Raw genomic sequence first — 13,171 nt, 5'->3', positions numbered from 1 at the left:
TCCCACCGCGTACAGCCGCGGCTCATGCTGGCACCGCCTGCTCTCGTCCAAGCGCCGCATCAGCTCACACCTTCCGGGGCGACAACGTCCTTCACCCCAGAAAGAAGCCACCCACGACCCCGGATTGGACACCGGCTCCCCGACAACCTCGCCCCGTCGCCCGCCCCACCCCGCCAACGAAGAGCAGAGACCCACGAAAGGTATATATGTCGGGGTTGCGCAGACGCCCCTCAGCACCCCACCCGACGTGCTATGTCAGCGTTTGGACGGGGCACCCTTCGAACGACCCCTCACCGACCCCTGACCAGGGCCCCGGAGTTCTCGCGTTTCAGATCCATACAGGCTGGTCTCGGCTGATGCCGTGGAGTTCGAGAGCCCTGTCCGGATCGGTGTGGGCTCTGCGCCCTGACGCGAGGTTCTTCCACCCCGTGGCAGCCAACGCCTGGCGGACGATATCGGTCAGGCACCCCAGCACGACCGGGGCGGCCCCGGTACGAGTGCGGCGCGCGTCCTCTTTGAAGGTCACGTCCCGCACGTAGTGCACTCGGTTCTCCACCGTCCAGTGCCCGCGGGTATGGGCGGCCAGTTCCGCGGGTGAGACCTGGTGGGCGTCCAGGTCGGTGACGGCGAAGACCACCTCACGGCTGCCCTTGGCGGTGCCGTGCCTGCGGCGGTGACGCTCGATGCGCACCACCTGACACACCCCGGGAAAGGCCAGCCCGTCCACCGCGGCGACCTTCACAGCCCGGCGCTCTTCCCTTCCGTGCGCGTGCACGGGCCCCTCCGTATGGGCCAGGGGCAACTCCTCCCAGGGCAGGGCGGCCAGTTGGCCGTGCAGCGTGGGGCGGTTGCCCTTGACGTAGATCAGGTAGTGAGCTCCGCGTTCGCGCAGGTAGGTGGCGTGGTCGGCCACGGTGTGCAGGGCACCGGCGGCAACCAGTGCCCCCTGGAGCCGTTCGTCGTCGAGCTGGTCGAGCAGGGTGGTGAAGGCGCCTGTCTCGGCGCCCTTGCTCCGGATTGGGGTGCTGGCCACCACGGCCGCGTCGTGGTGGCGGGCGGCGTGGAAGACCACCGACGTGGAGCGTTGGCCCTTGCGTGCGCGGGCTCCGCGTTGGGTCTTGCCGTCTGCGGCGTAGGCGGTGCGGCGGGGTGCCTGGTGCGGGGGTCGGTGCCGGTACTGGTGGTGGGAGCGGCGGTGTTTGCGTTCGGGTGCCCCGGTGGGGGTACGGGGTGAGCTTTTCTCGGGTGGGGTGCGCATGTCCAGGCAGGCGAGGCCGGCGCGGGTGAGCTGGGCGGGGTTCCGGCGGGTGAGGAGGTTGCGCAGGGTGTGTTCGTCGGGGATGTGGATCCGCCTGGTGAAGGGGCACACGGGCAGGCCCAGGGCGAGCAGGGTGTGGCGGGGTGCGTTGTGGGCCCATTCGATGATGGCGCAGGTGGTGTCGTGGCCCGCGCTGGTCAGGGCACACACGCACAGGGCAAGCAGGGTGGGTAGGCCGTAGCGGCGACCGCGTGGATCACGGGGGGCGTCGATGGTGGCCAGGTGGTCCATCAGAGCGGGAGTGGGTGGTTGCGCGGGTGAGGTTGAGGAGAAGCACGGAGTACGGGAGGGTGACACAGCGGGCATGTGGCCTTACGGATCGTGGTTTCTCGACAACTCCATGATCCTTCAGACCCGTGCCCGTTTTCGTATGTCAGAACCCGGTCATGCCCGTGCGAACCGTCCAGGTCCGGCGTTCGTGCGTTTCCCGGCAAAACGCGAGAACTCCGGGGCCCTGGACCCCTGACAGAGCACACGACACAATCCCTTCACCCACAAGAGGAAAGCAAAGGAAAAAGAAGTTATACATCTCTGAGCAACCTGATTTCTTCTTCAATATGGCCAACCGCCCGAGCAAGATTAGGCCAATCTCACCAAAGAAGAAGGTGCCTTCTAATCCCTGGGCCAAGGCCACTCAACGAATATTCTATCATCATTGAACATTCTTGGGGCAACATCGCACTCCAGAGTCCTGGATACAATGCCATGCAAGTATTCACTCATGGACATTCTATGTCCATCCCACCACCCTTCCTTCGCCTGCGCCACGATCAGCCACTCCTCAGGCGCCCCCTCCACGTACCAATAGTAACTACCCCCCAAATAATCCATTCCCCACTTCAATAGGCCTGGAAGCTTCGGATAGAAATCAAAGACCTGAGGATGGGATGCGAGAGGCGAACCATCGCGCCTCCTCGGCTCAGCAACCTCATCGGGATCGTCTATAAAGAAATCCCTGAAAATGATCTCGCTATCTCTTGTAGCCGCCAAGAGGTCCGGTTCCCCAGGAGTCCCCGCACGCGGCGTCACAACGGAAATGGGACCCAGGTTCACGGTGAAGTACTTGGATACCAACTCCTTGTAGTCCTGAGGAAGAAGCAATCCAAGCGACTGTTCCTGTACTTCCCACGAGATCGGCTCCTTCTCGGGGACTACACTTTCCCCGATCATGTCGATAATTCTATTCACGGATTCCATATCACACCTCGCCACCTAAAAGTCAGAACAAATCTTCGGGCTTGGGGCCTTCGCATACACTCCCGTCAACTCTACCACCAGTCTTGAAGTACTTGTTATTATCCAGGATGCAATGGTCCCAAGTTTGCCCATTGCTTGCAATGCCAGTCATGCGCACACCCCATGGTCGATTTTCCGAATCTTCATAGACGGGAGTAACCACGTAGATCACTTCATGATTATCTCTCAGAATAGTCGCGACTCTGCGCTCAACCGTTCCCATGCCAGAGGTGTTGGTCCGAGCGTAGGTGGCCACAACATTTTCATCCTGGCCAGACCCAAAGAAATTACTGGCAATCAAATGCGCCCTATTATCCTGATTATAAACGTACCCAGGCGGATCATTCTTCGGCTCATACCTAGGTCCACTATTAACATCCTGACTTCCGCAGAACCGGCCGACTGCAGTTCCCCGCTGTCGATTGCCATTGATCTTACTGAGTTCAATAAAAGATTGACATTCACCATCGTCATTTTTGACGTCGAACCCAGCAACGCCATCCAGACCGCTTAGCGTCTCGCTGTATCCATCGTAATCGCTAACATCAAAGGAAATTTGCCCATTGACAGAAATGGCCTCCTCGCGTCGCTTTCGATACTTAGCAACATCATCCTGGGAGGCCACAGGGGCCATGGGCGGGCGTTCCTGAGGGGTGTTCAGGATATCCTCAAGGATTTCCTTTCGAGGATCGACAAGAAGGACAAAGATATTTTCATATCCCGTGTCAACAAAGGCGCCGTAGCGGCCAGCCTTGAACCCGTAGGCCGTGAGGACGACACCACCCCCACCGCCGCCATTGCCACCACCAGCAGGCCCCTTGCCAACCAAACCGACACCCCAACCCTTCCCCCCATTCCATGAAAATTCCTTACCGCGGGGGTTAAACTTATTCATTTTGCGCGAACTGCCGTACTTAGACCCACCTTGCGCGTGATTTCTGAGATTCCAATCCCAGTTCGGAAGAACGGGCGGAGGCACAGGCACGGGCCTCTTCGGCTCCCAAATATTCGGGAACGGCGAATTAGGAAGTGGGGCATAGGTGGTCGTAGTTGTAGTTGCGGTGGCTACCGCAAATGCAAATGCCAACAATGCAGCAGCTCCCAGCCCGATAGCGATGGGATTGTGCCCTGTCGGGTCTGTGTACAGCACCGGATTGGCATTGCCGTACGTGTACCGGTTCGCCTGCACCGAAGGGCTCGGTTCCAGGGTCATCGTGTCCCGGGAGGCGAACCGTCCGCTCCCCGGCTGGTACCAGCGGGCGTGCATGTTCACGTCACCGGTTGCCGGGTCGGTCCACTCCCCCTGGTAACCCACTGACGCGACGGGGGATGCTCCCAGCTGCTCGCCGAAGGGACCGAAATCCGCTGTACTCGTAACCGTCCCGGTGCCGGTGTAGGTCGCCACCAGGTCGCCGTGCGAGTTGTTGTACGCCAACGCCGCATTCTGGCCTCGGTCGAAGACGCTCACCACCTGGCCGTAGGGGTCCCGGCCGTACTGGGCGACCGTTGTCTCCGTACCGTCCAGAACCGCGATGGGGTCGTTCTCGAGGTCGGCGTAGACGAACCACTCCGTACCCGAGGAGGTGGTGCGTTCAGCAAGGCGGCCCAGAGCGTCGTACGCATACTCACCGGAGCCGTCACCAGAGCTGACCATTCGGTTGAATCCGTCGAACTCCGGGGTACGCAGTCCACCGTCGACGAACTGGGAGCTGACCGTTCCACGTGGTGTGTAGCTCCAGGTGTCTCCACCGCTGGAGGAGACGAGGCGGTTGCGCTCATCGAACGCGAAGGTCTCGTCACCCTCTCGGACCCTGTTTCCGGAGGCGTCCCATTCGTACTCGGTGATCTCACCGCCGGGAGCGGTCCACGAGGTCAGCCGTGAGGCGTAGTCGTAGTCGAACTTGTGCGTTCCTGCCGGAGCCACACCCTCCGTCGTCCGCGCCGTGATGCGTCCGGCCGCGTCGTAGGTGTAGGTGGTTCCGAGAAGCCTCTCCCCCGAGGGTGAGGTGAGCACGTCCTCGGTCAGTTGGCCCAATGGATCATGGGTGAAGTTCCGGACCGTGCCGTCCTGAGTGGTGATGGACTCAGTCCGTCCCGCCTGGTCGTAGGCGATGGACAGATCCTCACCGGTGACCGAATCGTGGTGCTCGATGACCCGACCGGCCGCGTCATAACCGAACGTGGTGGTCCCCGTCAGGTCCAGACGGGTGGTCGCGCGTCCCGCGCCATCAAAGCTGATGGTGGTTCCAGGTGTCATGCCGTCGTAGGAGACCGTGTTCGGCCCCAGGAACTGGACCTGGTTTCCCCGGTCGTCGTAGACGATCTCGATCGCTCCACCGTTGGCGGTGCCGATCGACGTGGGTCGCCCCATCTGGTCGTAGCCGATGTGGCGGTCCTGTGTCGTGGCTTCGGCTCCGGTCGCACTCTCGCTGGACAGTCCACCCAGGGCGGTGAACTCGCGTTGGCGTACGACACCACCGGGAACGTGCTGCTGGACCGGGTTGCCCGCCGCGTCGTAGAACGTGGTCCAGGTGCGGTCGCTCTCGGCTGGCGTGGCAGCGGTCGCGGGCTCGATCAGCTGCTCAACCTGACCGCTGGGTGTGTAGGTCGTGTGGGTGCTGTTACCCCTACCGTCAGTGAGACGCGTCTGCTGCCCAAGGGAGTCATAGCCGAAGGTGGTGGTGATGGTCTCGGTGTCGCTGACCGGTTCCACCCGGCTGGTCGGCTGCCCAAGGGCGTCGAACTCCGTTGTCACCGTGTTCCCGAGAGGATCAGTCTCGGAGACAGGGAGTCCTGCTGCGTCGTAGGTCACGCTCTGCGCACGAAGTTCCGTGCCGTCTTGGGCGAGGACCGCGGTACGGGTCTGGCGCCCCGCCAGGTCGAACTCCGAGATGACCTGGGTGCCTACAGGGTCGGTGACCGTGCTTGTCCGCCCGGCGAGATCGTGGTCGAAGCTGGTGGTCTCCCCCACCGGGTTGGTGGTTGAGACCAGCTCTCCCACAGCGTTGTAGGTGCTAGCGGTGGTGTTGCCGAGAGGATCCGTGACGGACGTCGTGTTTCCCATGGCGTCATAGGCGTACCTGGTCGTGTACGCCGCGGCAGCGGGGATGCGCTCGATCTGGGTATCGGTGACCTGGCGGCCCAGGTCGTCGTACGTGGCCTCGATGCGCGCGCCCACCGGATTCGTGGTGGCGAGCAGCTCCCCCACGGGGTTGTAGACGAACGTCCATTGCCCAGGCTCGGCGCCCTCGTTCAGCGGAGGATCGGTGATACCGGCGAGGTTGCCGAGCTGGTCCCAGGTGTAGGTGCGGGTGTTGCCCAGCGCGTCGATCTGCGTAGCGATACGGCCGAGCTCGTCGTAGGTGGTCTGCGCCTGAGGCGTGATCTGGGTGCCGTCCGCACCGGTGAAGCTCGGTGCCTGGCTGTCGGTCTGCTGTCCGACGAGGTCGTAGCCGAAGACGGAGGTGTTGCCCTCGGCGTCCTGCTGGTGGGTGAGGTTGCCGACCAGGTCGTAACCGAACCTGCTGGTGGGACGCTCGGTGACCGTCGGCTCACCGTAGTGCTCGATGTCGACCTGCGGAAGCTGTTCCTCGACCAGTCGACCGAGTTCGTCGTAGCGCATCAGCGACGTGAACGCGGAAGCGTCGGCCCCTTCCTCGTTCCCGCGCGGGTCCGTGACGGCCGTGACCAGTCCGAGTTCGTTGACATCGTAGCTGGTGACGAGCTCGCCACCGCTGATCTGCACCGCTTCCTCGATCACGCGGCCGCCGGCGTCGTAGGCGTACCGGGTCTGCTCAGTGCGACCGGTGGGATCGGTCAGCGCGATCGAGAGTGTGTTGCCACGTCCGTCATAGGTGTGGGAGGTGACGCGCGCGAGCCCCTCCGGGTCGAGGGTTTCGCTGACGAGGCGGGAGTCGGCGTTCCACACCATGTCGACGCGGGTTGCCCCGTCGTTGGTCACTGTGCGTACGGGGTTGCCCGCCGCGTCGTAGGTGTACTCCTCCAGGACCACGTCGCGCGGTTCGTTGGCGTCGTTGAGCATCGCCCCAACCGCGATGGTCTGCGCGGGAAGCCCGTCGGCGTAGTAGGTGTAGGCGGTGGTGCGTCCGACAGCGTCGGTGGTGGAGGCCAAGCGGCCGTCCGGGTCGTAGGCGTTGGACTCGAGCACCAGCTGTGCTGGAGCATTGTCCTCGTCGGGGTGTCCGACCCATCCTTCGATCGTGCGTTCAGCCACGTGTCCGCGCGCGGTGTAGGTGGTCCGGAACTCCGTTCCGGACGCGTCCTGGTGGTAGGTCTGCGCACCGGTGAAGTCGTAGCCGAAGTGCTCGGTGCGGCCCTCGGGATCGGTCTGGGCGACCAGGTGTCCGTACTGGTTGTAGGCGAACAGCGTGGTTCGGTCGGGCTCACCGCCGGTCAGATCACTGACGGCCTGGCGGACGACGTTGCCGTCCTTGTCGTAGACGAAGCTGGTCCGCGCCTGATGGGCGATGTCCGTGAGCTCGTTGGTGACCGCCGGCCCCGTCTCGGTGAGCACACGCCCGGCGTCGTCATAAGTCCGAGTGGTCGTGATGCCGTTCGGGTGGTCACTGGTGGTGACCGTGGTGGTCAGTACGCGCCCGAGGCCGTCGTAGGTGTACTCGGTCGCCAGGCCGGAGGGCTCTGTCACCGACGTGATGTCACCATGGCCGTTGTACGAGTAGCGGGTCGTGCCTCCGTCTGCGTCCCAGGACTCGGCCAGGAGTCCCGCCGGAACGGTTCCGCCGCCGGTGGCCTCCTCTGTGCCGTCGGTATAGAAGTAGCGGACCGTGCGGCCGTCCGGGAAGTCCGCGGTGGCCGGGCTGGTCTCGGAGACCTGGTTGCCGTGCGTGTCGTAGGCCCACCAGGTGCGGTAGGTGGGATCGAGCAGGTCCGCGGAACGGGCGTCGTGGTGTGCGGTGAGCTGGTTGTTGCGGGGATCGAAGGGGTCATCCGGGTTGTGGTGGTAGCCGAACCACTCCCAGGAGCAGTTGGTGGCGGCCACGTCCCGGCAGCTCATCTGCCCGATCCGGTTGCCTCGTTCATCGTTGTAGAAGCGCAGTTGGGCGCCACTGGGCATGGTGGTCGCCACCAGGAAGCCGCCTGTGTCGTAGGCGTAGGTGGTTTCGTGGCCCAGTTGGTCGACGTCCCCGACTCTGCGGTATCCGGCCAACGCGTCATAGCGGGTCGCGGAAGGCTCGACTCTGGGGTCCGTGATCGCCACCTCGGCGGTGACCTCGGGTTCCTCGTTGTTGACATCACCCGTGTAGTGGAGGTCTGAATAGAGCCACTTACCGCCGTTGTGGTCGGTGTGGATGCTGACCCGGGACGTGCTCTCGTCGAAGGACAGGTCGGCGATCTGGTTCAGCTCGGGTGAGGTGACCGTGTCTAGCCGGTCCGCAGGGTCCACGCCCGAAGTGTGGTGTAGAGCGATGGTGTCGGGGTGAAGAGGGCGCTGGTAGACGGCGACCTCGTCGATCTGCCCTTCGAAGGGAAAGTCTCCCAGCGAGGGGAGGGTCTCGGGCCACCCGCTGTTGCCCATGCCGTATCCGACGTAGACGAACCGGGTGTCGCGGTGTTCGACCTGTCCCGTCTTCGACCCGATCTCCTCACCGTCGAGGTACAGGGTCTGGGAGGTGCCGTCCGAGGTCAGGGCGACGTGGTGCCACTGTCCGTCGTTGACCGCCTGTGCGGTGGTGATGGGGTCCACACCGTCAGCGGTCCAGAACTGGGCGCGGAGTTTGCCGTCGTTGCCCACGTAGACGAGCTGTGTGCGCTGGGTGGGGTCGGTGGGCTTGTCCAGGGCTCCGATGACCGTGCCCTGGGCGGTGGTGGAGAACCACGCCTCCACGGTGATGCGCGCGCCTACGCGGTGCAGGATGGAGTTGGGGAGTTCGGCGTAGGCTCCCTGCCCTGAGGCCAGAGCGTTGGAGGTAATACCCGCGAGCGCGCCCTGGGCGCCGAGGACCGAACCGGTGATCTCGGCGTCCTCACCCCCAAGCTGAGTCGGGACCTCGTTGGCCGAGGTTTCGCCCGTGCCCTCCTCGAAGCGCCAGTAGCCGTAGGGGTTGGCGTCCATGGCCGCGGCCCGGTAGTGCGACCCCGTCGCGTAGGTGTAGGTGGTGCACTCGAGTTCGGGGTTGCAGGCCTGGGTCAGTCGTTGCCCGTCGTAGGTATAGGTCCACTGGGCGCTGGTCTCGTCGCCTTGGGCGGTCACGCTGGTGACGCGGCCGTTCTGCCATTCGAAGTCGAGTGACCGGCCTCCGTCCGAGGTGACGGTGGAGATGTCGCCGGAGGCGTCGTAGGCGATGTTCTGGGACCGGCCTTGGTGATCGGTGACTTCGAGGAGACGCCCCGTGTCATCGAAGACGTAGGAGGTGGATGCCTTGTCCATGAGCTGCCAACCGGTGGCCGTCTCGGCGAGTACCGCGTGCATACCGGGCGGGGGTGTGAAGCTTCCGTCAGCGTTGCGCGCGAACCGGTGCTGGCTGCCGTTGGGGTAGGTGATCACGACGTTTCCGGTGCCATCCACGTCGCGTACCAGGTCCATGTCGAACCGGGTGGACCAGCCAGCACCAAAAATGCCGTCCTGTCGGGGGTTCGAGGAGTTGTAGGTACGGGTGATGCTCAGCGGCGGACCAACGGTCGGTACAACAGCGTCGGTGACGGTCTGGGTGTAGTTGCCGATGAGCGCGTTGACGGTGCCATACCCATCCGGGTCACTACCGGACAGATTGGAGGTGACGGCGGGCTGGTCGGGGTCGGCGATCAGCCGGAGCCAGCCGCTTTCGACCTCCTGACTTCCGTCACGGACGAAGACGTTCCACCAGTACTGGTTGCCCCACGCCATGAGTCCGTCGGGCAACTGCCAGGAGGTCTCTGTCTGCCACCCGGAGTCCACGCACTCCCAGTCGGGCCACTCGCCGTCACAGAAGTTGAACCAGAACTCCATGCCCTCGGTCGGCCAGGCGTCATTGTTCTGTCCCAGGGCGGTGAACTCCGGGGTCAGCGTCGCGACCCGGGCACCGTCGCGGGGGCTGTAGTCCAGGAGCTGTGGGGGTAGGTCTGGAATCTCCAGACTCACCTGTGCCGTCCTGGGGACACCCCAGGCCGCGAACGACTGAGCCTCGTGGGTCATGTCGAACTTGATGGTCCACGTGCCAGGGGGCAGGGGATCGATCGTGGCGTTGACCGTCACCGCCTCCCCCGTCGCCACGTTCGTGGGCATGGGGGTGGTGGGCGCGATGTGGTAGACCCGGTTCCCGTCCTGGTCAAAGACCTGGTAGCTGAGCTCGTAGCCGTTGTCCGGGGTCCAGGTCTCGTGGCCGCGGTTGGTCACCTGGACGTCAACCGAGGTACCACGGTTCGCGTGGGGCGCCGGGTCGAACTCCGGCGGCGAGGTGACGAACTCGTAGTCAGCTCGGTAGGGGCTGTAGGTGACCGTCATGTACGGCGCGCCCCACGACTCCCGGCTGCCGAACTTCTTCCAGCCGTTGCTGTCGGTGGCGGAGGCCCGAACGCTGAGGCCGTGGTTGGGCTTGTCCCCGTCCACCCATGCCTGGACCAGGTCCCGGCCGCCCGTTCCCAGGTCGATGCCTTCGTACCGAGCGGGGCAGGAACTGGAGCTCGCGCCGATCGGCATCCAGCCACGCGCGAAGCTCTCGCTTCCCAGAGGGGTGGAGTTGTAGGACGGTCCTGGATAGTTGGAGATGGACTTCTGGGACCAGGACTGGGTCACCTCGTGCACGTAGACCGGACTCGGCGTGCACGAGTAGGACCAGTGGTTGAACAGGTAGAGCTTGGCCCCGAAGATCTTGTGGTCGCTCAACTCGTCGACCATCGCGTTGAACCGCAGGTACGAGGCGGCTCGGTGAGAGCCGCCGTCATAGGTTCCGGCCTTCAGCTGCTGCTCGGTGTAGCGGGAGGTGTTGTAGCCGCTCTGGACGTAGGTGTCCTGTGAGGCGTTGTAGTTCCAGGTCGACGTGGGGTCCACCGCGACCGGGTAGACGCGGTTTTCGTCAGTGAGCCACTCGAAGTCGGCGACCACCTCCAGGACCCATCCGTCGGACTCCTCGATGAGGGTGAACTCCACGGCCTCGGAGAAGGCACCGTCCCCGGAGTGGGGATCCCGGTTCGAGTCCTCCATGTAGCCGGCGGGGATGTGACCGACCGTGTCTCCGTCGGCGTTGACAAGGTCGATGCTGCCGTCCTGGAGCTGGACCGGGTCCAGGACACCCAGCTCCAGAGGGAAGCGCCAACGTGCACCGTCCTGTGTCACGGGAGCTTCCTGAAGCCAGATGGTTTCCTTGACCGCTCCACCGATCAGCGACGTCAGCTCGATGTCCACTCCCGGCAGCGCCTCGGGGTAGACGATCGTGTCGGGCTCGTCCTCCGACACCTCACCCTGAGCTCCTTGAGCGCCCTCGAGGGAGAAGGACAGGCTGTGTTCTTCGTCCAGCTCCATGTGTGCGAGCGCGTCCGCGTCAGCGCTCGCGGCGAAGTCCACCTCCCTGGAGTCGGCGGAGTTGGTCCAGGTCAGAGAATTCTCAGGGACGAGGCTGGGGTCGATCTCCTCCCATGAGCCGTCTTCCTGCTCAAAGTGGAGGGGCTCCAGGGAGAAGTCGGTGGAGAGAGTGCCGTCCTCGTTCTCGAACGTGCGCGAATGCTCGTCGCGCTCCTCGACGAGTTCCTCACTCGTGTCCGGGTCGAAGCCCGTGACCTCAGGCTCCGGTTCCTCCTCCACGGTGCGACCCGCAGGCTCCGGGTCCGGAGGAGCGAGCGTGTCCGCGTCTTCGGGCAGGTTCGGCCATTCCTGGGGCAGAGCCCCGTCGGGCGGATCCACGTCCGGCCCTTGGCCGGTCGAGGTGCCCTCGATCAACGCGCTGTCGGCCTCGTGCGAGAGACCGTCAGCAGAACCGTCGCCCTGGTCTGGGGTCACCACGTCCGCAGCGGACACCGGGGTGAGGCGCGGCATGCCGGTGTACATCGGTACGGAGGAGACGGAGTCTGACAGTAGGAGAACAAGCCCAGTACCAACTGCGGTGAATTTCAGCAGCGTGCTTTTCGCACGTGAGCGCAACGGCTTGTTGGAGTCACGGCGAGAGACGATGCGTTGAAACACCGCGCGCACAAACGACTGCTGGCCGGTCGGCACGACCGGTCACCTCCGGATCACTCAAAGCGAACCAGGAGCGGCAAGCACACCATCCCCAAATGGTGCGCACGCTTCCCCCAAAGCCCGCAGATCCGGAACGCCATCTAAAACTGACAGAACCAGGGCAAAACTAGCAGAAGGTGGAACTCAGTACACAAGACCTCGCGAAGCACATAAACATCACTGTTCCCACAGCGAGACCTCTGTGTAACCCAGAAACAGAGCCCTTCAAGGTTTAGGCCAGGATTTATTCACTGAGAGCAACGTCCGTCGTCAGGGTGTGGAGGAGCTTGTTCGTGGTGGCGCTCGGGCGAGCACGCATGGCCTTGAGACGTTCAGAGAGGTCCTGAAAGGTGCGTTGCACCGCGTCCGGGCGGCCCAGCGCCGCGTGGACCTTAATGATCTCCTGGTAGACAGCTTCGTTCAGGTCATCGGACTCGCGCGCGCGTTCGAGCCAGGCCAGCGCCTGTTCAGGGGTTTCGGCTGTCTTCGCCAGGCTCACGAAGCAGTCGGCTGCGGCTCGCCGGTACGCCTGCCGCTTCTCCTCAATCCACGGGAAGTCGACTTCAGACAGCAGGACCGGCGCGCACTCGATTGAGGCCAGGCGCAGGTGTTCCTCACGCGGCCCAGCGTCCGCAGCCTCGCCTGCCGTCTTCATCGCGGCGTCGAACCGCCACACGTCCGCGTCGACGGCCTCTTGCCGGATCCGATGGCGTCCCGAGTCCACCTGGAGGATCTCCGCTTCGGGGTCTCCCAGTGCGTCGCGGACGACGCGGCGGACGTCGCTGGACGCGGTGTTGCGCAGCGCCCGGGCCTTGCTCTCGGTGCTGTCGGGGGTCAGCGCGTCCGTCAGGGGCTCGGTGCCAACCCCACGTGGATGAAGTGCCAGGTAGGCGAGCATCCTTCGGGATGACGAACGCATCCGCTGGCCGATGCCGGTTCCCACCACGCTGATGTGCGGGTGCGGTGCGAAGAGCCGGATGTCCACCTTCGTCATCGGGGCCGAACTCGGGGCGGCTTGTCCCTCATCCGGTTCGGGCTGCGGTGGGACTTCCTCCTCGTCCGACGTCTCCGCGCCCTGCGGCTCTGGTTGCGGTGGTTCCGGTACCTGACCCTCCCCGATGAAATGCGCGGCCAAGGTGGCCTGGTCGATATGGAGGAAGCGCAGGTCCATGTAGGTGGCCGTGCTCCCGTCCGGCGCGGTGACGCTGACCTCGTCGAAGGAGTCACAGACCGCCTCCGTGCACCCTGTCTCCGCGCCGAGGGTCACCACCAGGACATCGTCCTCATCCGCCTGCGCCAGGGTGAGCAGTCGGTCCCGGACCAGGGCATGTTCGGGAGCACTCACCAGCAACAGAATCCGTTCCTCCCCCTGCTCACGTGGTGCCGCGGAGATGCTGGCCAGCTCCGCTTCCGTGATGGCGACTGCGGTGTCAGCGCTCACGGTC

General features: G+C 64.2%; 4 protein-coding genes. All 4 read right to left on the bottom strand.

Annotated elements, in window-relative coordinates:
• Positions 1 to 328: 328 nt before the first annotated feature.
• The 4 genes from ACTVAJ_RS23630 to ACTVAJ_RS23615 all read right to left on the bottom strand — a co-directional run bounded on the left by ACTVAJ_RS23630 (position 329) and on the right by ACTVAJ_RS23615 (position 13,167).
• A complete protein-coding gene (locus ACTVAJ_RS23630; protein ID WP_470390426.1) occupies positions 329 to 1,549 on the bottom strand; it encodes an ISAs1 family transposase in 1,221 nt (406 codons plus the stop codon).
• A 381-nt stretch (positions 1,550 to 1,930) separates the two neighbouring features.
• Positions 1,931 to 2,488: a hypothetical protein gene (locus tag ACTVAJ_RS23625; RefSeq protein WP_470390425.1), complete on the bottom strand. Its 558-nt coding sequence runs from the start codon at positions 2,486 to 2,488 to the stop codon at positions 1,931 to 1,933.
• Between the two features lie 49 nt (positions 2,489 to 2,537).
• Positions 2,538 to 11,723 (bottom strand): DNRLRE domain-containing protein, encoded by a 9,186-nt coding sequence (locus ACTVAJ_RS23620; protein ID WP_470390424.1) that lies wholly within the window; start codon positions 11,721 to 11,723, stop codon positions 2,538 to 2,540.
• A 247-nt stretch (positions 11,724 to 11,970) separates the two neighbouring features.
• Positions 11,971 to 13,167 carry an AfsR/SARP family transcriptional regulator gene (locus ACTVAJ_RS23615; RefSeq protein WP_470390423.1) on the bottom strand — a complete coding sequence of 399 codons (1,197 nt, stop codon included), beginning with the start codon at positions 13,165 to 13,167 and terminating at the stop codon, positions 11,971 to 11,973.
• Positions 13,168 to 13,171: the final 4 nt, after the last annotated feature.

The sequence above is a fragment of the Nocardiopsis sp. KDC1DS13DA1 genome, assembly GCF_055632325.1.
The sequence above is the reverse complement of the archived record's forward strand: the minus strand, read 5'-3'. Positions and strand labels throughout refer to the sequence as shown.